We start from the raw sequence: 22,070 nt of genomic DNA, 5'->3' as shown, positions 1-22,070 counted from the left end.
TTCCTTCTTCTCCCTCTCCCCGCTTGCGGGGAGAGGGTCGGGGAGAGGGGCAGTCATCAGAGCGCGCCGCACTGCCCCTCTCCCGCGCGTCGCTTCGCTCGCTTGCCCTCTCCCCGCCAGCGGGGAGAGGGAGAGTGGTTATCCCCCGCGCTTGATCGTCTCGCGCGCGATGATGAGTTGCTGGATCTGGCTGGTGCCTTCGTAAATGCGGAACAGCCGCACGTCGCGGTACAGCCGTTCGATCCCGTAATCGGCGATATAGCCCGCCCCGCCAAAGATCTGCACCGCGCGGTCCGCTACACGCCCGACCATCTCGCTCGCATAATATTTGGCCGCCGCCGATTCCATGACGACGTCCTTGCCCGCATCCTTGCCCGCCGCCGTCTCCAGCACCAGCGCGCGCGCGGCGAGCGCTTCGGTCTTGCTGTCGGCGATCATGGCCTGGATGAGTTGATGCTCGGCAATCGGCTTGCCGAACTGCTTGCGCTCGGTTGCATAGGCCACGCAATCCGCGATCAGCCGCTCGGCGACGCCGACGCACACCGCCGAAATGTGGAGCCGCCCGCGATCGAGCACGCGCATCGCGATCTTGAAGCCTTCGCCCTCGGCCCCGAGCCGGTTCTCCACCGGCACCACGACGTCGTCGAAATGCACGTCGGCGACCTTCGCGCCCTTTTGCCCCATCTTCTTTTCAGCCTCGCCGACGCTGACGCCAGCCAGCGCGCGCGGCACCAGAAACGCCGACACGCCACGCGCGCCGGGATCGTCGCCGGTCCGCGCCATCACCGTGAACAGATCGGCCTTGTCGGCATTGGTGATGTAGCGCTTGGTGCCGCTCAGCCGATAGGACTGGCCGTCGAAGGTCGCCCGCGTCTTCACCGCACCCGAATCCGAGCCGACATCGGGTTCGGTCAGCGCAAAGCTGGTGATGATCTCGCCGCTTGCGATGCGCGGCAGCCACGTATCCTTTTGCGCGGCATTGCCCGCCATCACCAACCCTTGCGAGCCGATCCCGACATTGGTGCCGAAGGTCGAGCGGAAGGCGGGGGTGGTGCGGCCAAGCTCGATCGCGACCTTGGCTTCTTCCAGCATGGTCAGGCCAAGGCCACCATAGTCTTCGGCGATCGACAGCCCGAACAGGCCCATGTCGCGCATTTCGCCAACGATGTCGGCGGGGATCGCGTCGGCGTCCTCGACCGCGCCCTCCAGCGGGCGGAGCCGCTCCGCGACGAAGCGCCGCACGGTTTCGATCAGCGCGTCGAAAGTTTCGGGGTCGAGTGCCATGATCTCTCTTCTCTGCGCCATCATTGCGAAACGGGGCTTGGCGGCAGTGGTAGGGAAATGCCGGGATCGTCGCAAGGCCGCACCAAACCCGAAATTCCAAAAATACCACGACAGCACGGATTGACCGGCCCATGACCCGTACTAAGGTGACAAAAACACAGGAGAGTGAGATGCGTTTTGCGGGCAAGCGCGCCGTCGTCACCGGCGGAGCCTCAGGAATTGGACGTGCTACCGCGCTGCGGCTGGTGCGCGAAGGGGCGGAAGTGTGGATCGGCGATGTCGATGTCGCCGGCGGGCAGGACCTTGCCGAAACTTCCAACGGGCGCATCCATTTTCTCCGCACCGACGTGACCGAGGTCGCGGATATCGCCGCCTTGCTGCAGGCGGCGGACGATGCCGGGGGCATCGATGTGCTGTTCAACAATGCCGGGGCGGGCGGCGCGCGCGAGACGATCGACGCGATTTCGCCCGAGGATTGGGATCGCACGCAAAGCCTGTTGCTGCGCTCGGTCGCGATGGGCATCCGCTATGCCGCCCCGCTGATGATCGCGCGCGGTAAGGGCGGGGCGATCGTCAACACGTCGTCGATCGCTGCACTCCAGACCGGCGCAGCACCGACCGCGTATTCGGTCGCAAAAGCTGGCGTGTTGCATTTGACGACGCTTGCCGCCGCCGACCTGTCGCAGCATAACATCCGCGTCAACGCGGTGTGCCCGGGCTTCATCACCACCAACATCTTTACCTCGGCACTCGGCATTTCGGGCGAAAAGCGCGTGATGGCCAATGGCATGATCGAACAGGTCGCAGCGCACGCGCAGCCCTTGCAGCGCGCGGGCACCGCCGACGACATCGCCGCCGCCGTCGCCTATCTGGCCAGCGCGGACGCAGCTTTCGTTACCGGCACGCATATCGTCGTCGATGGCGGCATGACGATCGGCCCGCGGCATAGCTGGGACCCGAAGACGCCGTCGCTCTTCTCCAACCTTGAGGCGTTTACCGCGTGACCGCGCCGCTCGCGATCCCGGCGGCGCGACGCCTCGGCGCGCGTAGCCGCTGGTCGTTCGGGCTCGGTTCGATCGCTTATGGGGTGAAGGACAGCGGCTTCGCGACCTTCCTGCTGCTGTTCTACAATCAGGTGATCGGCTTGCCCGCCGGGCTGGTGGGCGTGGCGATCATGGCGGCGTTAGTGGTCGAGGCGTTTGTCGATCCGCTGGTCGGCTATCTGTCGGATCATACGCGAGGGCGTTGGGGGCGGCGGCATCCGTGGATGTATGCCTCGGCACTGCCGGTGGCGATTGGCTGGCTGTTATTGTGGAACCCGCCGCATTGGTCGCAGACCGCGCTCGGTTTCTATGTGTTTGGCAGCGCGCTGTTGGTGCGGATCGCCTTGTCGGCGTTCGAGATTCCGTCCTCGGCACTCGGGCCCGAACTCAGTTCGGACTATGACGAGCGGACGCGGATGTTCTCCTATCGCTATCTATTCGGCTGGGGAGGCGGGTTGGCGATGCTGGCGCTGGCTTATGGTGTGTTCCTGGTGCCCGATGCGACGCATCCGGTGGGGATCCTCAACCGCAATGGCTATGCCGGCATGGCGACGCTGGCGGCGGTGGTGATGGCGGTATCGATCGTGGTGTCGTCGATCGGGCTACACCATGAAATTCCGCTGCTACCGCAAATCCCGAAATCGCAGGAGACGCTGGCCGAGCATTTTGCCGACTTTCTCCGGACCGTCCGCAATCGGGGGTTTTTGATCCTGATGGCGGCAGGCGTGTTCGCTTATACAGCGCAAGGCGTGTCGTTCGCGCTTTCGACCTATATGTATCAGTTCGTCTGGCAATTTGCGGGCGGCGATTTCAATTGGCTGTCGCTGGCGCTGATGATCGGGGCGCTGGGAGCGTTCTTTCTGGCCCCTGCGCTGACCAAAGGCGGCGACAAACCCCGCATCGGCATGATCGCATCGTTCGGCAGTGCGATTTTGCTGGTGTCCCCTTACGTGCTGCGGCTGGCGGGCTGGTTTCCGGAGCCGGGCTCGCCGCTGTTGCTGCCGGTGTTGCTGACGATCTTTGCGGCCAATACGGCGTGCGGTGTGTCGGCCTTCATCCTGGGTGCGGCGATGCTGTCGGATGTGGTGGAGGAATCCGAAGTGCGCACCGGCAAACGATCCGAAGGCGTGTTCTTTGCCGGCGGGTTCTTCGTGCAGAAGCTGGTTGGCGGGCTCGGCATCTTCATGGCCAGCGCAATTCTGGCGTTTGCGCAATTTCCGCAGGGCGCGCGCCCGGGAATGGTGCCGACCGAGACGCTCGACCGGCTGACAATCGTGTTTATCGCACTGGAGCTCGCCTTTTACGGGATGGCGGGGCTTTGCTATGCGCGCTTTCCGTTCGGGCGCGCGGACCATGATGCGCGGCTGGTTTCGGCGGCGCGGGGTTAACCCGCTACGGGTCGGACGAAGCTGCTCAACACCCAGCCCGATTTGCATGGCCCCGCATAGGGGCGCGCATTGGCCAGCGTGGCCGCTACCCCGCAATCCAGTTGCGGGGAATCGGTCGGCGCGACCACCACGCCCTGCCAGCGTTGGTCGAGCGAGCGCTGACACAGGAACAGCTTCGCGCCCTCGCCAAGCCGGGCGACTTCCTGCGCCTCGGCAAAGGGGGCGGCGCGGAGCGGCAGATAGGCCTCGCCTTCGGGCGACACGTTCACGACCACGCCGGAACTGGCGCAGGCCGGATATGCCGGGCCGCCGTCACCGACACGCACGGCCTGCACGCCAGGGGTGAGGGTCGTGGTATTGCTCTGATAAAGCGACGGATCGTTGCTGAACGCGCCTTCCCGCGAGCAAGCGGTCAAGAGCAGGGCGATCACCAGGATGCTGCGGTTCATGGCCGATTCTTAGCCGAGTGCTGGTCCGTTGGCGAGCGGGCATCATCCGAAAGCACTGTTTCGGCAGCGGCGAAAAGCCACCCATCGTGCGACAAACTCACTTCGTCGGAAATGGTTCCGTTCGCCGCGTGGCGGGGTTTCCAACCCCGCTATGAACTGCTTTGAGACACTCAACGAATTCATCGCGACCTGAGGGGGTCACATGACAATCCGGACTTTGACAGCGCGTTTTGCGCTGGTGGTATCTTGCGCCCTGATGACGGCGACCCCAGCGATGGCCCAGTTCTGGCAGTGCGCGCCTTATGCCCGGATGATTTCTGGCATCGAGATCCGCGGCAATGCCAACACCTGGTGGTGCCAGGCCGCCGGTCGCTATGCGCGCGGTCATGCGCCCAAGGTTGGCGCGGTGCTGGCCTTTGCTTCGACCGGCCGGATGCGCCTCGGTCATGTCGCAATGGTCAGCGAAGTGATCAGCGATCGCGAAGTTCTGCTCACCCACGCCAATTGGTCGCGCCGCGGCGGCGTCGAGCGCGATGTCCGCGCGATCGACATCTCCGAGAAGGGCGACTGGACGCGCGTTAAGGTCTGGTACGGTCCGCAGGGTGGCCTTGGTACGTCTGCCTATCCGACCAAGGGCTTCATCTACGCCGAACATGCACCGCTGAACGACCAGGGCGACGATGCGGTCGACCGCACTGCCAAGGCCCCGATCGTGATGGCCTCGCTCAACCAGGGGTCGGCGCGCTTCTGAGCCGCCAATCCGCGCTACGTCCCCGGCGTTATGCCTTGCCGGGGGTGAAGCCAAGCGCCACGCCGTTCATGCAATAGCGCTTGCCCGTGGGCTGCGGGCCATCGTCGAACACATGACCAAGATGTCCACCGCAGCGGCGACAATGCACCTCGGTGCGCGTGAAGCCAAGCGAGCTGTCCGCGCGGGTGCGCACTGCATTCGGCAACGGGGCCCAGAAGCTTGGCCAGCCCGTGCCGCTGTCGAACTTGGTTTTCGACGAGAAAGCAGGGAGCGCACAGCCCGCGCAGGAAAAAATGCCCGCGCGATGTTCGCTGTTGAGCGGGCTGGTGAAGGGGGTTTCGGTGCTTTCGTGGCGCAGCACGGCATAAGCGGCGGGCGACAGCTTCTTCCGCCACGCAGCGTCGCTCAACACGACCTCGAAATGCTCGGGCGGGCTGGCCGTGGCACCTTTGCAACCGAATAGGGCGATCGCTGCGGCACCGGTGCCGGCGAGGCTGAGGAATTGGCGGCGATGGGGCATCAGGGCGGGCATTGATAGGGTCCTCTCTCGAACGTCATGTGGCTATACGTGTGCGGCGACACAATAGTTACGCAGCTTTCCCCCGATGGATGCACTGCGCCCGGAACCGCCTGCAATCTCGCGCGCTTTTGGCATATGACGATGCAGCAACTCGATCCGCCGCTTCCGGTGCATGTCCTCGACAAGGGCGCAGGCTACGCCTTCGCCGTGATCGATTACGGCCAGGAGCATAACCTCATCTGGGTCACCGCGATCAACGAGACCGGTGAAATCTGGTGCGCGCCCAATCCACGCGTTCGGATGCAGGCCAACTGGACGATGGGACGCAAGAAGCCAGCGGCAATCGCGCGAGAAAATGGCGATTGCTCAGGCGCGGGCGAGCCGGTGGTAGCGGAAGCGATCGCCAAGCCGAACTGAGCAATGATGGTTTGACTCGGCAGATGCCGATCTGCATCCTCCGACCGGCATGCGGGGGCATGCGGGGGAAAACCGATGCCGTTCCGCTACGCGCCGTATTGGCTCGCCGCGCTACTCGCGCTGACCGTGATCGGCTTTTGGCCGGGCTATTTTTCGATATTGGCAAAGGCACCCTGGGGCTTTCATCTCCACGGCATCAGCGCGACCTTGTGGCTGATCCTGCTCGGCGTGCAAAGCTGGTCGGCGCATGCGCGGCAGATGGCGCTGCATCGCCGTGGAGGGATGGCGAGCCTCGTGCTCTTTCCGGTGTTTTTCGCCGGCAGCGCGGGGGTGATCTGGAGCATGGCCGCCGCAACCGCCGCAGGTGACCCCTTCTACCAGATTTATGGCGCACGGCTCGCGACGATGGATCTCATTTCGACGCTGCTGCTGGGCTATCTCTATTACCACGCGCTGGCCGAACGCGGCCGAGTACAGTTGCACGCGCGGTATCTGCTCGCGACGCCTCTGCCGCTGATCATGCCGATTGTCGGCCGGGTATTCGCTGGGTTCGTGCCGGGGTTGGTCATTCACGGCCCGCACGATTTCGCGCTGTTCGCCTGGTCGGTGCGCCTGTCGAGCGTGGTCGCGCTCGCCCTGACCGCATGGCTCTATGTCAGCGCGCCGCGCCACGGCAAACCCTTTGCGGTCGCTGGTGCGGTGCTGCTGGTACAGACGATAGTGTTCGACACGCTCGGCGCGACTTATGGCTGGGACGCGGCCTATCGCTCGCTCGCGCTGTTGCCGGTGGCACCGTTACTGCTCACCGGCCTGGCCGCGGGCGCTGCGGTCGCCTGGTTCGGCTGGGCCGCAGGGCAACGTCCGCGCGTCCGCGCGGTCAGTACCGGCTGATCTCGACCGGCAACTTGCGATAGCCATGGACGAAACAGGCGGCAACGCGCTCGGGCTCGCCGAGCACGTTTACGCGCATCCGCCGCTTGGCCATCTCTTCCAGCAACACCGAAACCTGCAATTCGGCGAGGCGTGCGCCAACGCAGCGATGGATGCCGTGCCCGAACGCCAAGTGCCGACGCGCATTCGCACGATCGACGATGATTTGGTCGGCATTCTCGAACACGCTCTCGTCACGATTGGCCGACAGATACCACAAGGCCAATTTGTCGCCGGCCTTGATCTGTTGCCCCTCCAATTCGGTATCGGCGGTGGCGGTGCGGCGCATATGCGCGAGCGGCGTTTGCCAGCGGATCACTTCCTGCACGGCATTGTGGATCAGCGATGGGTCGGCCTCGAGCTTCGCGCGCTGGTCGGGGAATTGGTCGAGACCGTAGGCGACCGCGCTCATGGTGTTGCGGGTGGTGTCGTTGCCGCCAACGATCAGCAGGATCAGGTTTCCGAGAAACTCCATCTGATCCATCTCGGCCATCGCGTCGGAATGGATCATCATCGAAATGAGATCGGGGGTCGGATCCTTGCCGACCTTGGCGTTCCACAAATTCTGAAAATAGGCACCGCATTCATACATGTGCTTCAGCCGTTCGAGGCGCAGTTCGTCATTCTTGGCGAGCTCGATGTCGCCCGCCCAGTCCGACCAGAAGGTCAGCTTGCGGCGTTCCTCCCACGGAAAATCGAACAGGATCGCCAGCATCTGCGTGGTCAGCTCCACCGAAACGGTATCGACCCAGTCGAACGGCGTATTCCAGTCGAGCGAGTCGAGAATTTCGGACGTGCGCGTGCGGATATTGTCGCTCATCCGCACCATTTCGGAAGGCGTGAAGGCAGGGGCGACGGTGCGGCGCTGCCCGGTATGTTTCGGACGGTCCATCGCAATGAACATCGGCATCCGCACGTCGGTCGGGTTATTTTCGATGAAGTCGGCGAGCGTAATGCCGCCGGCCTGCGACGAATACAGATCGGGCAGCGATTCGACCGTGATGATCGGCTTGTAGGTGGAAACCGACCAATAGGGGCCGAAGTCCGAATGCTCGACGCGGTGGACCGGCGATGTCGCGCGCAACTCGCGGAACGGTGCTTGCCAAACGTCGTCGCGATAGAGTTCGGGACGGCTGACATCGAGCGGATCGACCGCGCGCACGGGTGCTTCGGGTGCCAGAGTCGCCATCATCACTCTCCTGTCTTTTTATGGAGAGAGAAAAGCCCTAACTGACACTCATGTCAACAGGGTTTCGCCGTCGGAACAGCGGTCCTCCGCTACCCGATTTGAGGACGCCGCGCCGGAATGCCCGCGCGCCGATCGTGATCGCGATCGCCACCCACAAAGCCTGCCAGCCGAGCGCTGCTACGTGTGGCCACAGGTCGGGCTTGTCGGCCGCGCGCGCCGCCATTGCGTAAGGCGAGCTCAGCGGAAACAGCTCGATAAAGCGCGTCGTTGCAGCCTCGGGTGCGCCGATTGCCTTTAGCGCGAGCCCGAACATCGCGACCTGGATGATGGTGATCGGCAGCGACAGCATTTGCAATTCGCGCGGGGTCGAGGCTTGCGCGCCCGCGCCGAGGAACACCGCACCGAGCAGCAGATAGGCCATCGCGAAATAGGCGAAGAACAGCGTGAAGAACATCGGCACCCCGACTGCCGGACCGATCTGGCCGATCGCGCCGGCATATTGCGCGGGCAGGATGCCACCGACCTGGCTGACCAAAGTCGCCCAGAAGGCGACGAACAGCAGCGCCGACCCGAACATGCCGAGCAGCTTGCCGAAGAACACCGCCTCCAGCGGCACGGCAGCGGCGAGCACCTCGATCACCTTGTTGCTGCGTTCCTCCATCATCGTGCCGACTGCCTGGCCCGCGAGCAGCAGCGTCAGGAAGAAGATGCCGATAACGGCGATGAACGCCGCCTGCTTGTGCCCGCCCTCGGTCGGCGCGATGCGCGCGATCGAGGTCAGCGTCGCGGTGCTGAGCGGCGCGGTCTGCGCAGGATTGGTGCGCAGCGTCGCCTCGGCCAGCGCCGCCATATAGCGGGCATCGCCGCGCCCCTGGCCATCGTAGAGGATCGTCGGGTGGGCAAGATCGCCGAACAAGGCGGCGGAGACATCCGCCCCCTTGCGCACGGTGAAGGCCGCGCGCGCCTGTGCCTGCGGGTCGGCCGTCGGATTTTCCAGCGTCAGCGTGGCGGGACGATCCCCGCGCGGGAACATCGCGCGCAGCCGTGCGTCGGCGGCGCGCATCGCCGCCTGCTGCGCGGGTGCGACGATCGCGACGATTCGGGTCTTGTCGGTCGATCCGCTGGCCACGCTCGACGCGCCCATCCCGCCGACCAGACCGAAGCCGATCGTGAACAGCGGCGAGAGCAGGAACAGCAGGAAGGTGGGGGTGAACACCGTCGCCACGAAATCGCGCCGGGCGATGGTGAGAGTCTGGCGGATGATGCGCGGCAGCTTGCTCATTGGCCTTGCTCCAGAGCGGCCTTGCCGACGATGCGGACGAAGGCATCGTGCAGGCCGGGGCGTTCGATCGAGAGCCCAGCAATGCCGTGGCCCGCGCCGATCAGCCGACTGAGCGCTTGCTCGACCCCGCCCTCGGGCACTTCGAAATGCCACCCTTGCGCATCATGCGTGGCGTCGTGCGGCAGATGCGCGGCGATGGCGGCGTCGTCGCGTTCGGGCACATAATGCGCGCGCATCGGCAGCAGGCCGCGCGCTTCGGCCACGGTGCCCTCGAAGCGCCGCTTTCCGCCCGCGATAATCGCGAGCCGGTCGCACAACCGCTCGGCATGGGCCATCACATGCGTGGAGAACAGCACCGTCGCCCCGCGATCGCGCTCGGCGAGGATCAGCGCTTCCAGCCGTTCCTGATTGACCGGGTCGAGCCCGGAAAAGGGTTCGTCGAGCACCAGCAGATCGGGCTGATGCACGACAGCGCCCAGCAATTGCACAAGTTGTGCCATGCCCTTCGACAATTTGCGGATCTTGGTGTCGACCGCGTGGCCAAGCCCGGCGGCTTCGAGCAGCGCCACCGCACGCTTGCGTCCGGTCTTGAGATCGAGCCCGCGCAACGCGCCCATGAAGGCGATCGCATCCTTGGCGCGCATCGCGGGATACAGGCCGCGTTCTTCGGGCAAATAGCCGACGCGGTCGCTCGCCTCGCGCGGGCGATCGTGGCCGAGCAGCGTGCGCGTTCCGCCGTCGGGCTCGATAATGCCGAGCAGCATCCGCAGCGTGGTGGTCTTGCCTGCGCCATTGGGGCCGAGCACGCCGTAGATCGTGCCCGTTGGCACCGCGATATCGACCCCATCGACGACGCGCCGGTCGCCGAAGCGCTTGACCAGGCCCGATGCGCGGACCGCGAATTCCTGCCCCAACACCAATTCCCTGTTTCAGCCCAATTCCCTGTTGGGCAATGCCCGTGGTAGCGGGTGGTGGTGCAGTTCGACAAGTCACTCCATGCCCGCCTGGTGGCGAAGGCGTCCGAATGTGGGTTCGCCGCCTGTGGCGTCGCCTCCGCCGATGCCGCGCCCGAGACGGCGGCGCGGCTGCGTCAATGGCTGGCCGAGGGGCGGCATGGCGAAATGATCTGGATGGAGGCGCGGGCGCATCACCGCGAATCCCCCGCTGGCCTGTGGCCCGAGGTGCGCAGCGTCATTGCGCTGGGGATGAGCTACGCCCCCGCGCGCGATCCGCTGGCGCTGGCCGGGGAGGGCGGCGTCGGGCGGATATCGACCTATGCGCAGGGCAGCGATTATCACGACGTCGTCAAACGCGCGCTGAAGGCACTTGCCCGCTGGCTGGTGGGGGAGGTGCCGGGCATCGACGTCAAAGTGTTCGTCGATACCGCGCCAGTGATGGAAAAGCCGCTGGCGGCGGCGGCGGGGCTAGGCTGGCAGGGTAAGCATACCAATCTGGTAAGCCGCCACGAGGGGAGCTGGCTGTTCCTGGGGGCGATTTACACGACGCTGGAGCTGGCTGCATTCGGGGGAGAGGAGGCGCATGAGCGCGACCGCTGCGGCTCGTGTGACGCGTGCCAGCGTGCGTGCCCGACCGACGCCTTTCCCGCACCGTACCGGCTCGATGCGCGCCGCTGCATTTCCTACCTCACGATCGAACATGCCGGGCCGATCCCGCACGAATTTCGCGAGAGCATCGGCAACCGCATCTATGGCTGCGATGATTGCCTGGCGGTGTGCCCGTGGAACAAGTTTGCCGAGGCCGCGCATGCCAACCGCGCCTTTCGGCCGCGTGCCGAACTGGCGGCACCGGCACTGGCGGATCTGCTTGCGCTCGACGACGCGGCTTTCCGCCAGGTGTTTTCGGGCTCGCCGATCAAGCGCATCGGCCGCGACCGGATGATGCGCAATTGCCTGATCGCGGCGGGCAATAGCGGCGATGCTACGCTACGCGCGCCGGTCGCGCGGCTGCTTGATGATCCCAATGCCGTGGTGGCGGAAGCTGCGGGATGGGCGCTGGCGCGGCTGGCTTAGGCGCGCGCTATTTCCGTCGTCCCGCCTGCAACGCCCCGACGCAGCTTGCGCGGTCGATCGGCGATCCGTCGGTCTGGCGCGCATCCAGATAGGTGACGACAGGCTCGGCGTTGCCTTTGGGGTACAGATAGGTGTCGAGCACACAGGTCGCATTGCCGAACTGCAGCTTGCGCGCGGTGCCTTCGCGGATGTCGGCGACCGGGGCCCCGAACATCCGCGTCAGATTGGCGGCATTCGTTCCCAGAACTCGGTCAAGCCCGGTGGTTCCGGTCGGGATCGGGATGAGCGGCGGGCGTACCGTGCTGGGGGCCGGTGTCCCGGTGGTCGCGCAGCCCGCGACCAGCAGTGCCGCTGCCAAAGCGCCAAGAGCCTTCATGTGTTTCGCCCCGCATGGAACAGATGGGTCGCCATCGCCGCGCCAAGGATCGGCGCGAACAGGTTGAGCACGGGAACCATGAACAGGGCGGTGCCGGCAACCCCCAGCGCGAAGCGATCGACTGCTCCCGTCTTGCGCCAGTCTCGCATCATCGCATCGGGGATGTGGCGCGCAGCGACCATCGCCCCGAGATCCTGACCCAGCAGCCAACCATTGACCAGGAAGAACAGCAGCCACGTGCCCACGCCCGTGACCAGCAATGCGACGTAGATCGGTGCAAGCGCGAGATTGACGAGGATAGCACGCACTGCCGATTGCCAGCCGAGCGCAATGCCGCGTGCCAGCGGTACGGTTCGCGCGGTGGCGAGGGCGGCGGGATAGTGTCTGGCCTCCACCGCGATCACGATCTCGTCGGCAAAGACGCCCATCACCGCGACCGCGATCACGCGGAACAGCAGCCAGCCAAGCCCGAACCCTGCCAGCAATGCGACCGCGCCCAGCAGCCCGCCGACGTTCGCACCCCAGCCCAGCCATGTCGCCAGCCTGGTTGCGCCATACCACAGCGCTCCGCCGAACCCCGCCAATAGCGCCAAGGTCACCGCGAGCGACTTGAGGAAGACCGCAGCGAATGCGCGGTCGCCAATCTGGCCAATCGCGAGGAGGAAGGCGCGGAGCATGTCTGCGGTCTTAGCGGGCGATCGTGCAAGACGAAACCACCACACAGCGCGACCGCGACCGGCCAGGGCCTAATTGTAGCGTGTCGGGCGTGTAGAGGCGCGCAACCCTTCGCTGGTATGGGCCGAGATAAGGCAAAGCTCGGCATACAGCCGGTCCCACAGCGATGCCGGAATATCCAGGGCGACGAGGCCGCCATCCTGGGTCAGCGCCAGATTGACGACGGGATCGACCACCAGCCGAAATTGGGTCGCAAAGGGGCCCCCGACGATTTCGTCGGGAAGTCCGCCCGACAGGGACAACCGGGCGGCCATCAAAAAGGCACGCAAGACCTCGGCACCATAGCGATCCAGGAGCGCTCGCGTGCCGTTGCTCAAGTCACCCCGTTCCAGGATTACCAGGCTGCCCGCATGGCGATCTTCGGCCGTTACACGGAGCCTGCTGCCCAGCCCGTCGGCTATCTCTCTAATGCGCAGCGACAATGCTCAAACTCCTGTTATCCTTGTTCCATTATAGCGGGGATCGCGCCCGCATTCGGTCGCCGCGACCGATGAAACGCAGGGTAAAAAAGAAAAGGGGCCGACGTGGTTTCCCCCGTCGGCCCCAGTGCAGCGACCAGATACGCGGCCGCTGATCTCTCTTAACGGAACAGCGACGTGATCGCCTGCGGTGCCTGGTTGGCGATCGAAAGCGCCTGCACACCGAGCTGCTGCTTGACCTGCAGTGCCTGCAGATTTGCAGACTCCTTGGCCAGATCCGCATCGACGAGATTGCCGATGCCCGTCGTGATCGTGTCCGACAGCTTGCTGACGAAGGTCATCTGGCTGTCGATCTTGCGCGAAGCCGAACCCAGCGTGCTGAGGCTTGCGTTGATCGTGTCGGACACGGTGTTGAGCGTCGTTACCATGGTCTTCGCGCCCGCAGCGGTCGTGAAGGTGGAACCAATCGCCGTCGTGACGCCTGTTTCGAAGTCCTGGTTGGCGACGTCGAGGGTCGATGCGGTCGTGTCGGTCGACTGCAGGGCCTTGACGGTGCCCGCCGAAACGCTCGACAGGAGGTTCGTACCGTTGAACGACGAGGAGGCGATGACCGTCGAGATCTGATCCTTCAACGCAGTGAAGTCTTTTGCGTTGGCGGACAGGCTGGCGGCATCAAGGCCGGTGTCGCTGGCGGTCGTTGCCTTGGCCTTCATCTGGTTGACCAGATCCGAGATCTGCTCGGCACCGGCAGTCGCCACGTCAACAACGCTCTTGGCGCGGCTGAGCGAGGAACTGACGGACTTCAGGCTGCCCACGTCACCACGAAGGCCTTGGGCGATCGTGTACGAAGCCGAGTCGTCCTTGGTCGAGGAAACGGCCAGGCCGGTCGTGATGCGGGTTTGGGTCGTCGCGAGGGACTTGCCGGTCGCACTCAGGCTCTGGAGAGCCGTCATTGCGCCGACGTTGGTGTTTACCGAAAAGCTCATTGTAATTTCCTTCTAGGATTGAGAGCCGCATTCTGCGGCCTGGGGCTAGACGCCACCCCGGCGATGTTCGGCGAGAAATGCCGCTCACCTCTCCATTCTGGGAAAGTTATTGGATTACCAAAATCGAATGGCAATTTATTGAAGGTTACCAAAAGATGAAGGCGCGGCCATGGTCATCGCGACGCAATTGGCCCGCCTTCCCGCGTGCGGGAAAACGAGCGAATCGGCGATGGAAGCATCAGAAATAAAACAAAATATTAGGGATATCAGAAAGGGAACAGCGCGTCATAAATCTGCTGGCCCCAACGTGCCTGTTGCGCGTCGGTCAACTGACCCTTGCCGCCATAGATGATGCGCGCTTCGGCGATCTGGGTGTGCGGAATGCTGTTGTCGCGACCAATGTCTTGCGGCCGGACGATGCCGGTTACGATCAACTCGCGCATTTCGAAATTGACCCGCACTTCCTGGCGCCCGCGGATCATCAGGTTGCCGTTGGGCATCACATCGGTGACGATCGCCGCCATCGTCATGTTGATCGTTTCGGATCGCGCAACCGTGCCGGCACCGTTATAGCCTGAGGTCGATTTGGTATCGACCAGCTTCGACGGGTCGACTTGCCCGGGCAGAATTTTGGTCAGCGGGTTCTGTAGCCCCAACAAGGCGCTGATGCCGCTGGTTTCGGTACCGCCGCGGGTGCGGGTCGTTGCGTTGCCCAAGTCCGCTTTGTCCGCGATGTTGATGCGGATGGTCAGGATGTCGCCCTTTTGCGAGGCGCGCTGGTCGTGGAAGAACGCACCCGCGCCGGTGCGAAAGAGCGACGCATTGGGTGCCGGCGGCGGGGTCGTGGCCGAACGGGCCTGGCCGCGCCGATCGGACGGGGCCGAGAGCGATGGCTCCAGCGCCGGGCCATCGTCGGCACCGGCGGGGCTGAGCTTCGGTGCCTTGCCAACACTGGCCAGGCGACCGGGTATGCCGCATCCGGCGAGGGTGCTGGCGAGGAGAAGCAGCGCAAGAGTCTTTTTCATAGCGGTTCTTTCGGTTCGGCCGAAGGTGGAAGGCGGATCGGATCGTTCTTCAAGGTGCGACGATGCGGACCGAACCGGTGCCGTCGACGATGCCGTCGAGGGTTCGGCTGGTGGTGTTGGTGACGACACGCACCATCTCGCCCTTCGCCCCGCTGGCAAGCGCACGCCCGCTGGCGGAAATCGTCAGGCCACCGCTGACCACGCGGATCATCACGGGCTCCCCGCGACGAACGAGCTGCTGCGGCATCAGGTCGGACGCCATGACGATGGATCCCGAAGGAAGCGCGCGACGCGCTTCGAGCCCGGCACAATCGCGCGGCGGCAGCGCCATGCGTGCCTGTGCCGCAGGACGCTGATCCTCGGTAAAGTCGGCCAGGGCCAGCACGTCGCCGCGCGCGATCGGATGGTCGAGCACTGCGACCCGGACCGCCTCGGGCGGCTGCGCCCAGGCGATGGCCGGCGCAGACGCCAGCAGCGCAAAGAGTACCGCGCGACCGAGGGGCATGCTCATCGCATCTGCGCCGTAGTGGAGAGCATTTCGTCAGCCGTCTTCACCACGCGACTGTTCATCTCATAGGCACGCTGGGCACTGATGAGCGCGGTGATTTCCGAGACGGGATTGACGTTCGAGGCTTCGATGAAACCCTGGCTCAGCGTACCAAAACCCGGCTCGCCAGGGTTGGCGGCGGTGGGCTTGCCGGACGCATTGGTTTCCAGGAACAGGTTGCCGCCCTTCGCCTCCAGTCCGGATTCGTTGATGAAGGACGCAAGCTGAATTTGGCCGATCGTTTGCGGGGTGGGGTTGCCCGACAGGGTGACCTGAACCTCGCCGGTCTTGGAAATATTGAAATCCACGGCACCCTGCGGGAGCGTGATGCCAGGCTGAACGGCATAGCCATCCTGCGTCACCAGCTCGCCCTGGTCGGAAATCTGGAAGCTGCCATCGCGCGTATAACCCGTTTCGCCCGAGGGAAGCGTGACCTGGAAATAGCCCTTGCCCTGGATCGCCACGTCCTGCGGATTGCTGGTCTGCGTCAACGCGCCCTGTTCGAGGATCCGGTAGACGCCGCCGGTTTTGACACCCGCGCCGATCTGAATGCCTGACGGGATCTTCGCATCTGCGCCGCCGGAGGCCGAGCCCGGACGCGAAACCTCCTGATACAGCAAGTCCTGAAACTCTGCGCGCTGCCGTTTGAAAGCGGCCGTGTTCATGTTGGCGATGTTGTTTGAAATCACGTCGACGTTGGTCTGTTGCGCGAGCATGCCAGTCGCGGCGATCGAAAGAGAGCGCATGATATGGGCCTTTCACTCAAGGAAGTGGGGTGGGGGATCAGCCGATCTTGCCGAGTTGATCGATCGCCTTGCGGCGCATGTCGGTCATGCTCTGGGACATTTGCTGGCTGGATTGGTACGCGCGCAAAATCTCGACCATGTCGGCGGTTTCGCTGATCGGTTGGACATTCGATCCTTCGACGCCACCGCTGCGCAACTTGGTTTCGGCTGCCGGAAGTTCGCGCCCGCCGGTCGCGGTCATCAGCCCGTCCCCGCGCGGGGTTACGCCGGCTTCGCTGGGGAAGACGGTAACCGCGATGCGTCCAAGCTGGCCGGTCTTTCCCGACACGGTGCCATCGGCCGCAACCGAAAGGTTGCCGGCATCTTCTAGGGGAATATTGATCGGCTTGCCGCCTTCGCCGAGCAGTCGCTGCCCGCTGATCGTGCCCAAATCGCCCGACGGCAGCACATGGATTAGCCCCGCGCGGGTGTAAGCGGTCGCCCCACCCGGGGCTTCGACCGCAAGATATCCTGGGCCGTCGATCATTACGTCGAGCGGATTGCCCGTGGCCTGAAACGCACCTGCCGTAGTGTCGTGCGTTGCGCCGTAATCCAGCACGAACGCGGTTGTTTTCGCGTCTTCGGTCACCGCCTGGTCGGCATGCTCGACATAATCGTGGAATACCGGCTGTTCGCGCTTGAAGCCCACGGTCGAGATGTTGGCCATGTTGTTCGCCGCAACGTCGAGCCGACGTCGCAACGCCTGCTCGTGGCTTAGCAGCACATAGGAAGAGACATCCATCAGCGGTTGCTTTCAAAATCTTTGTCGATCTGGACCACTAGGCAGAAATTGCCGCCCATTGATCCTATAATAGGATGGAATTGCCCAGCGGGTTGACCGCGCGGCGAAACAATCATGGGGATTAGGGCCTTGTCGGAACCGAACGTCACAACGAGCGAAGAAGGCGAGGAGGGTGCGGCCCCCGCAGCGCCCAAGGCGGGCAAGAAGAAGCTGCTGATCATCGTTGCGGCAATCGTCTTGCTGCTGCTGGCAGGCGGTGGTGCGGCCTTCTTCCTGTTGGGGGGCAAGAGCGACCCGAAAGCGGAGGCCGCCAAAGCTGAGGCGGCCAAAGCCGAGGCGGCCAAGCACGGCGGTGGAGAAGAAGGCGTAAAGTTTGTCGATATTCCGGCAATGGTCGTCAACATCCGCTCGCCGGACGGTGCGGCCCGCTTTCTGAAGGTGCACGTCATGCTCGTGCCCGGCACGATGAAGGATGACGCGATCAAGGCAGGCCTGCCGCTGGTGCTCGACGCGTATCAGCCGTTCCTGCGGGAATTGCGCCCGGAGGACCTTGCCGGTTCGGCAGCGGTGTTTCGCGTGAAGGAGGAACTGCTGGTGCGCACGACCGGCGCGCTTGGGGAAGGATCGGTCAAGGACGTGCTGATCGAAGACCTGGTGCAGCAATGAGCGACGATTTCGAGGAATTCGACCTTCCCGATGTCCCCATGGGTGGGGCGGTATTGGGCGACGGCACTTTCGATCAAGCCGCCATCGATGCGATGTTCGGCGATATCGGTGTCCCGCAAGAGGCCAAGAAGGGCCTGCGCGCGGTACTGGAATCGCGGGTTATCGCGCATGAACGGCTGCCGATGCTGGAGGTGGTGTGCGACCGTGTGGTGCGCGCCTTTTCCAGCTCGATGCGCAATCTGACCTCTGACGCGATCGAGGTCAGTCTGGAGGAGGTTACTTCGACGCGCTTTGGCGAGTTCGTAGGGCGCGTTGCATTGCCTGCCATGATTGGTGTCTTCCACATTCACGAATGGGAGAATTACGGGCTCGTCACGGTCGAGTCCGGCCTGATCTACGCCGTCGTCGATGCCCTGCTCGGCGGTCGCGGGGGCAGTGCGCCGGTATTGATCGACGGCCGCGCCTTCACCACGATCGAGACCAAGCTGGTGTCACGTATGCTGGATCTGGCGCTTGCCGACTTTTCGGAAGCCTTCGCACCGATCGAGCCAATCACCATGGGTTTGGAGCGGATCGAGACCAACCCGCGCTTCGCGGCCATCGCAGGAAACAGTAATATCTGCGCGGTGGCGACCTTCCGGGTCGACATGGACGGTCGTGGCGGCAAATTCTCGATGCTGCTCCCCTATGCCACGCTCGAGCCGGTGCGCGAAAAGTTGTTGCAGCGCTTCATGGGCGAGAAGAGCGGGCGCGACCATATTTGGGAAGAGCATATGGTCTCCGAAATCAGCAAGACCGACATCTCGCTCGATGTCGTGCTCGGCGAAGCGGCGATGTCCCTCGATAAATTGCGTGGCCTTGCGGTAGGGGATGTCGTCAATCTGTCGCAGAGCCCGGACACGCCGCTGGAACTGCGATGCGGTGGCGTTCCGCTCGGGCGCGCCCAGATCGGGCAGCGCAGCGGCAAGATGGCCGTCCGCCTTATCACCGCTATATCCCGAAGCCCGTACCAGGAGTGCGCATGATGAATTTCGTCGCCTGTACCAATATCGCCACCGCGCTGTTCTGTGCGGCGGTCCTGATCCAGAGCGTCCGGATGATGCGCAGCCTGAAGGCGATGCGCAATGCGCCGCTGTCCGACGTTGTGGCGGCACTGGACGCTTCGACCGAGCGCGCGAAGACCGTGCTGTCGGAAATGAAGACGATGCTGTCGCATGGCATTGCCGCCAATGGACGCTGCTCGGAAGATGCCCGCAAGCTGAGCGATGAATTGCGGATCATCATCGAGATCGCCGACGCTGCCGCCGACAGGATCGTAGAGGCAACGTCTGCCGCCAACCAGCGCGCCCATGCCGAACGTACTCTGGCGGCCTATATTGGGGCGGACGCCTGATGGGTCGCCCCTCATTGCTCGTGATGACCGCCATGGCCGCCGGGCTGTCGATCTTTGCCAACGGTGTTACCGCCGCGCTGCCAGCATTGGCGGATCAGCCGCAACCCACGCGTTTGGGCAGCGCCATCCAGGGCGATCTTGGCGCGCGCGACGCCGCGACCAAGAAGCGCAACCGCGCGCTGGACATGCGCGAACAGGCCGCGCGCGCGGCGGAGGCGCGGTTGAAAGCTGATATGGCCGCGCGACAGGAGGCGGCGACCGCCGCAAAGCCCGCCGTCGCTGACGCGGCCGCGCCGAGCGCACCGCAATATGACAATCTGGCGCGGATCTATCAGGCGATGAAGCCTGCCCGTGCCGCGGTTGTTTTCGAACAACTCGAAATGGATGTGCAGATGCAGGTGGCACAAAAAATGCGGGATCGTTCGACCGCGCTGATCTTGGCGAGCATGACGCCGCAAGGGGCCGCCAATTTGAGCATGGCCTTGGCGCGCCGCAATGCAAATGCGGGCAAGAAGCCGGGTGCCGGTGTTACAAAGGGGCCGGTGCGCGCCGCGCAACCGGTCAGCCGGTCGTCGCCGACACCTCCGTGATCAGCACCCGCGCATGGCCGAGATCGGGGCCAGCCATGGCGGCTGTCAAATTCCCTTCCAACAGTTCCGCATTGACCGGCAAGAAAGGCGACGCATGCAAGCGCGCAAAGTCGATCGCGCCGCCCATCGCGGCCTGGCGCAATATCGGCAGGCGCAGCTTCATCTTCTCGGCAGTGGCTGCATCTCCGGCGTCGAGGACGAGCTTGAGCCGCAAATTGCCGGTCAAGCGATCCGAGTCCACGATCGGTACGACGAAGGGGTCGAGTGCGACATATTGCGGTGCCGCGTGGGCGGGCTCGCTCGCGCCGCCGGACGCGCCGGTGCTGGCGATCACGATTGGCAGTGCGGCAATGGCTCGGGCGAAACGTTGGCGCATGATGTCTCCGGCGCGTGTCGCCGCGACGACTGCGGGCGACACGCTTCCTCTATAATAGAACAATAAAGGAAGAGGCGTATCACCATGAGTCATGATCAGCGACCAAGTCGCGTCCGCGTGGTTGCCAGCCGCGACGCAACGGCGGCAGCGGCAGCCACAGCGTCGACCGGGGCACCCTTGCGCGCCGGCGACGTGGTCGCCACGCCGAACCTCCAAACCGGATCTGGGCCGGTCAAGCGCGGGATGATGGTACCGTCGCTGATTTTTTGTATGGGCTGCGCCCTGGGCGGTGCCGGCCTCGGTGCCGTGTTGCTGGCGCGTTGATGCGACTGGTCTCGCTGCTCGCGCTCGCTTCGGCGACCGCCACGCCCCTTGCCGCAACGCCTGCCACTGCACCGGCGTCGCCCGGGCCGGTGGCGACCGCCGCGCCTTCCGCAGCGGCATCTGCGGCGAATGCGACGACGCAGTTGCCGCGCCCCCCGCGCTTTCGAGGGTTTGCCCCGATCCTGGCCGCACAGCCCGCATTCGCCGATGGCGCTGCATGGGCCGTGCAGCCCGAAGCGGACGCGTGGGCGTCCTTGGCGCGCGCAACGCCGGCTACGCGGCAAGCGGCGCGCTGGGTCCAAGTGCGCAGCCTGATCGGCAAAATGCGCTATCCCGAAGCGCTCGGCATACTGCAGGTGATGGCCGCCGATGATCCCGATCTGCTGTTGGTACCCGCCTTCCAACTGGCGCGCGGCGCGACGTTGGCGGGGCTCGGTCGGACTGGCGAAGCACTGTCCGCTCTTTCCGGCCCGGCCTTGTTGGGCAATGCCGAAGCCTGCGCTTGGCGATTACGGGCTCAAGAGAATGCGGGCAATCCGGGCGGCGCTTTGGCAGAGGTGCATTGCGCGTTGCCGACGATCAACCATCGCCCATCCCTTGAGCGACGCCCCTTTGCCCTGGCAGCAATCCGGGCCGCGCTCGACGACGGTCGTTGGTCGCAGGCGCTGCACTGGCTGAAACGACAGGATGCGGGCGCCGAGGCCAGCATCCTGCGTGGCCGTGCCTATTTGGGGAAGGCCGATTTTGGCCATGCCCGTCGCCAGTTCGAGAGGGTAGGTGCCGCGGCAGATCGCGGGCAACGCGTTGAGGCAGCATTGGGCCTGGCGACGGTTGGCATCGCACAGCGTCGGATCGCGCCAGCGGCGGCCGTTCGACAGCTTAGTGCGATGCGTTTCGGCTGGCGCGGTGACGATCTCGAACGTCGCATTCTGAAAGTCGAATTTGCCCAAGCGCAAGCAGCGCATGATCCGGTTGCGATGTTGCGCACAGGATCGACCTTGCTGCGCTACTGCAATCTCGGCGCAGGGGCGGGACCAATCCTCTCGCAGCTTCAACAATCGCTCACCGCGATGCTCGCCCCGGATTCGAAGATGGCCTTGCCCGACGTGGCGGGCCTGTTCTGGGACTATCGCGAGCTTACTCCGGCGGGCGCTGACGGGGACCTGCTGGCAGTGCATCTGGCCGATCGGCTTCAGGCAGCGGGCCTGTATGCGCGGGCGGCCGAACTGCTCCAATATCAACTTACCGCGCGGGCCAGCGATGTCGCCAAAGGGCCGTTGTCGGTGCGCGTCGCCACGTTGCGCATTCTGGCGGGCGACCCCGCCAAGGCGATCGAGGCTTTGCGGAACAGTAGCGGGCCAACCTATTCCCCCGCGATGGTTTGGGATCGCCAGCGTGTCGAGGCGGTGGCGCTGGCATTGCTGGGCAAGACCGACGCGGCTTTTGCGGCGCTTGCTGAAGTGCCCGACGGTGCCGCGATCCGTGCGGAAATCCTGTGGCGGCGGCGTGACTGGAATGCATTGGCCACCGTGACGGGGGCGTCGCTACCGACCAAAGTGGGATTGAGCGAGGTGGCGCAGGCCACCATCCTTCGCCATGCAATCGCGCTGGCGATGATCGGTCGGGAAGACAAGCTGCAAGCGCTGCGGGCGCGCTATCAGGCGGCTTTTGCGACATTGCCCAGTGCAGGGGTGTTCGATGTGCTGACCAGCCCGGTCGGGAAGATCGATTCTGCACAGATCAGTGCGGCAATGGCGGCGATCCCGTCGGCCAGCCCGGCGGGCGTCTACGCGGACTTGCTCGCCTCCACCCCGGGTTAGCGA

General features: G+C 64.5%; 27 protein-coding genes. 12 read left to right on the top strand and 15 right to left on the bottom strand.

Annotation, left to right across the window (positions count from 1 at the left end; genetic code table 11):
- Window positions 1-138: 138 nt before the first annotated feature.
- On the bottom strand, window positions 139-1,284 hold the full coding sequence (locus EJC47_RS12295; protein WP_126848039.1) for an acyl-CoA dehydrogenase family protein: 1,146 nt from the start codon (window positions 1,282-1,284) through the stop codon (window positions 139-141).
- 170 nt (window positions 1,285-1,454) lie between these two features.
- Here EJC47_RS12295 and EJC47_RS12290 point away from each other — a divergent pair, with 170 nt between their 5' ends.
- Together EJC47_RS12290 and EJC47_RS12285 are read left to right on the top strand one after the other, a co-directional pair.
- A complete protein-coding gene (locus EJC47_RS12290; RefSeq protein ID WP_126848037.1) occupies window positions 1,455-2,288 on the top strand; it encodes an SDR family NAD(P)-dependent oxidoreductase in 834 nt (277 codons plus the stop codon).
- Window positions 2,285-3,715: an MFS transporter gene (locus EJC47_RS12285; protein ID WP_126848035.1), complete on the top strand. Its 1,431-nt coding sequence runs from the start codon at window positions 2,285-2,287 to the stop codon at window positions 3,713-3,715. Before EJC47_RS12290 ends, EJC47_RS12285 begins: the two co-directional genes overlap by 4 nt.
- Here the strand turns inward: EJC47_RS12285 and EJC47_RS12280 are convergent.
- Window positions 3,712-4,164 (bottom strand): hypothetical protein, encoded by a 453-nt coding sequence (locus EJC47_RS12280; protein ID WP_033964176.1) that lies wholly within the window; start codon window positions 4,162-4,164, stop codon window positions 3,712-3,714. The two genes, EJC47_RS12285 and EJC47_RS12280, sit on opposite strands and share 4 nt — an antisense overlap.
- 202 nt (window positions 4,165-4,366) lie before the next feature.
- On the opposite strand from EJC47_RS12280, the gene EJC47_RS12275 reads away from it, so the two are divergent.
- Entirely contained in the window at window positions 4,367-4,915 is a 549-nt protein-coding gene (locus tag EJC47_RS12275) for a CHAP domain-containing protein (RefSeq protein ID WP_126848033.1), read from the top strand.
- A gap of 28 nt (window positions 4,916-4,943) precedes the next feature.
- Here the strand turns inward: EJC47_RS12275 and msrB are convergent, their stop codons facing one another.
- Window positions 4,944-5,435, bottom strand: coding sequence for a peptide-methionine (R)-S-oxide reductase MsrB (gene msrB, locus EJC47_RS12270; RefSeq protein ID WP_126848202.1), 492 nt, complete (start codon window positions 5,433-5,435; stop codon window positions 4,944-4,946).
- A 135-nt stretch (window positions 5,436-5,570) separates the two neighbouring features.
- Here msrB and EJC47_RS12265 point away from each other — a divergent pair, with 135 nt between their 5' ends.
- Entirely contained in the window at window positions 5,571-5,852 is a 282-nt protein-coding gene (locus EJC47_RS12265; protein WP_033964174.1) for a hypothetical protein, read from the top strand.
- A 75-nt stretch (window positions 5,853-5,927) separates the two neighbouring features.
- A complete protein-coding gene (locus EJC47_RS12260; RefSeq protein ID WP_126848031.1) occupies window positions 5,928-6,743 on the top strand; it encodes a hypothetical protein in 816 nt (271 codons plus the stop codon).
- Here the strand turns inward: EJC47_RS12260 and EJC47_RS12255 are convergent.
- Genes EJC47_RS12255 through EJC47_RS12245 form a run of 3 tightly spaced genes read right to left on the bottom strand, consistent with a single transcriptional unit; the run spans window position 6,730 to window position 10,173 of the window.
- A complete protein-coding gene (locus EJC47_RS12255) occupies window positions 6,730-7,971 on the bottom strand; it encodes a cytochrome P450 (protein ID WP_033964182.1) in 1,242 nt (413 codons plus the stop codon). The two genes, EJC47_RS12260 and EJC47_RS12255, sit on opposite strands and share 14 nt — an antisense overlap.
- 37 nt (window positions 7,972-8,008) lie before the next feature.
- Window positions 8,009-9,253 carry an ABC transporter permease gene (locus EJC47_RS12250; RefSeq protein ID WP_126848029.1) on the bottom strand — a complete coding sequence of 415 codons (1,245 nt, stop codon included), beginning with the start codon at window positions 9,251-9,253 and terminating at the stop codon, window positions 8,009-8,011.
- Entirely contained in the window at window positions 9,250-10,173 is a 924-nt protein-coding gene (locus EJC47_RS12245) for an ABC transporter ATP-binding protein (RefSeq protein WP_126848027.1), read from the bottom strand. Before EJC47_RS12245 ends, EJC47_RS12250 begins: the two co-directional genes overlap by 4 nt.
- Window positions 10,174-10,221: 48 nt before the next feature.
- On the opposite strand from EJC47_RS12245, the gene queG reads away from it, so the two are divergent.
- Window positions 10,222-11,283 carry a tRNA epoxyqueuosine(34) reductase QueG gene (queG, locus tag EJC47_RS12240; RefSeq protein ID WP_126848025.1) on the top strand — a complete coding sequence of 354 codons (1,062 nt, stop codon included), beginning with the start codon at window positions 10,222-10,224 and terminating at the stop codon, window positions 11,281-11,283.
- 7 nt (window positions 11,284-11,290) lie between these two features.
- Here queG and EJC47_RS12235 read toward each other — a convergent pair whose 3' ends face one another.
- From EJC47_RS12235 to EJC47_RS12200, 8 genes are all read right to left on the bottom strand, one after another.
- On the bottom strand, window positions 11,291-11,659 hold the full coding sequence (locus EJC47_RS12235; RefSeq protein ID WP_126848023.1) for a hypothetical protein: 369 nt from the start codon (window positions 11,657-11,659) through the stop codon (window positions 11,291-11,293).
- A complete protein-coding gene (locus EJC47_RS12230; protein ID WP_126848021.1) occupies window positions 11,656-12,336 on the bottom strand; it encodes an EI24 domain-containing protein in 681 nt (226 codons plus the stop codon). Before EJC47_RS12230 ends, EJC47_RS12235 begins: the two co-directional genes overlap by 4 nt.
- A gap of 69 nt (window positions 12,337-12,405) precedes the next feature.
- The gene (locus EJC47_RS12225) at window positions 12,406-12,816 is read right to left on the bottom strand and encodes a hypothetical protein (RefSeq protein ID WP_126848019.1); all 411 of its coding nucleotides are present in this window, start codon (window positions 12,814-12,816) and stop codon (window positions 12,406-12,408) included.
- Window positions 12,817-12,974: 158 nt separating this feature from the next.
- Window positions 12,975-13,799, bottom strand: a complete 825-nt coding sequence (locus EJC47_RS12220; RefSeq protein ID WP_126848017.1) for a flagellin — start codon at window positions 13,797-13,799, stop codon at window positions 12,975-12,977.
- Between the two features lie 266 nt (window positions 13,800-14,065).
- Complete coding sequence (gene flgH / locus EJC47_RS12215; protein ID WP_126848015.1) at window positions 14,066-14,824, bottom strand: flagellar basal body L-ring protein FlgH; 759 nt, start codon at window positions 14,822-14,824, stop codon at window positions 14,066-14,068.
- A 49-nt stretch (window positions 14,825-14,873) separates the two neighbouring features.
- A complete protein-coding gene (flgA, locus tag EJC47_RS12210; protein WP_126848013.1) occupies window positions 14,874-15,335 on the bottom strand; it encodes a flagellar basal body P-ring formation chaperone FlgA in 462 nt (153 codons plus the stop codon).
- On the bottom strand, window positions 15,332-16,117 hold the full coding sequence (flgG, locus tag EJC47_RS12205; protein WP_033964163.1) for a flagellar basal-body rod protein FlgG: 786 nt from the start codon (window positions 16,115-16,117) through the stop codon (window positions 15,332-15,334). Before flgG ends, flgA begins: the two co-directional genes overlap by 4 nt.
- A 37-nt stretch (window positions 16,118-16,154) precedes the next feature.
- Window positions 16,155-16,898: a flagellar hook basal-body protein gene (locus EJC47_RS12200; protein WP_033964162.1), complete on the bottom strand. Its 744-nt coding sequence runs from the start codon at window positions 16,896-16,898 to the stop codon at window positions 16,155-16,157.
- A 114-nt stretch (window positions 16,899-17,012) separates the two neighbouring features.
- On the opposite strand from EJC47_RS12200, the gene EJC47_RS12195 reads away from it, so the two are divergent.
- Genes EJC47_RS12195 through EJC47_RS12180 form a run of 4 tightly spaced genes read left to right on the top strand, consistent with a single transcriptional unit; the run spans window position 17,013 to window position 19,547 of the window.
- Window positions 17,013-17,564: a flagellar basal body-associated FliL family protein gene (locus tag EJC47_RS12195; RefSeq protein ID WP_052192238.1), complete on the top strand. Its 552-nt coding sequence runs from the start codon at window positions 17,013-17,015 to the stop codon at window positions 17,562-17,564.
- Window positions 17,561-18,589 carry a flagellar motor switch protein FliM gene (fliM, locus tag EJC47_RS12190; protein ID WP_033964161.1) on the top strand — a complete coding sequence of 343 codons (1,029 nt, stop codon included), beginning with the start codon at window positions 17,561-17,563 and terminating at the stop codon, window positions 18,587-18,589. Before EJC47_RS12195 ends, fliM begins: the two co-directional genes overlap by 4 nt.
- Window positions 18,586-18,957 (top strand): DUF6468 domain-containing protein, encoded by a 372-nt coding sequence (locus EJC47_RS12185; RefSeq protein WP_126848011.1) that lies wholly within the window; start codon window positions 18,586-18,588, stop codon window positions 18,955-18,957. The genes fliM and EJC47_RS12185 overlap by 4 nt, the downstream gene beginning before the upstream one ends.
- A complete protein-coding gene (locus EJC47_RS12180) occupies window positions 18,957-19,547 on the top strand; it encodes a MotE family protein (RefSeq protein WP_126848009.1) in 591 nt (196 codons plus the stop codon). Before EJC47_RS12185 ends, EJC47_RS12180 begins: the two co-directional genes overlap by 1 nt.
- Here the strand turns inward: EJC47_RS12180 and EJC47_RS12175 are convergent.
- A complete protein-coding gene (locus EJC47_RS12175; protein ID WP_126848007.1) occupies window positions 19,519-19,923 on the bottom strand; it encodes a flagellar basal body-associated FliL family protein in 405 nt (134 codons plus the stop codon). The genes EJC47_RS12180 and EJC47_RS12175 overlap by 29 nt on opposite strands.
- A gap of 84 nt (window positions 19,924-20,007) precedes the next feature.
- On the opposite strand from EJC47_RS12175, the gene EJC47_RS12170 reads away from it, so the two are divergent.
- Together EJC47_RS12170 and EJC47_RS12165 are read left to right on the top strand one after the other, a co-directional pair.
- The gene (locus EJC47_RS12170) at window positions 20,008-20,247 is read left to right on the top strand and encodes a hypothetical protein (RefSeq protein WP_126848005.1); all 240 of its coding nucleotides are present in this window, start codon (window positions 20,008-20,010) and stop codon (window positions 20,245-20,247) included.
- Window positions 20,247-22,067, top strand: a complete 1,821-nt coding sequence (locus EJC47_RS12165) for a hypothetical protein (RefSeq protein WP_126848003.1) — start codon at window positions 20,247-20,249, stop codon at window positions 22,065-22,067. The genes EJC47_RS12170 and EJC47_RS12165 overlap by 1 nt, the downstream gene beginning before the upstream one ends.
- The last annotated feature ends 3 nt before the right edge of the window (window positions 22,068-22,070 follow it).

The organism is Sphingomonas sp. TF3 (assembly GCF_003985085.1).
Classification (GTDB): Bacteria; Pseudomonadota; Alphaproteobacteria; order Sphingomonadales; family Sphingomonadaceae; genus Sphingomonas.
This window is presented reverse-complemented; position numbering and strand designations above follow the sequence as displayed.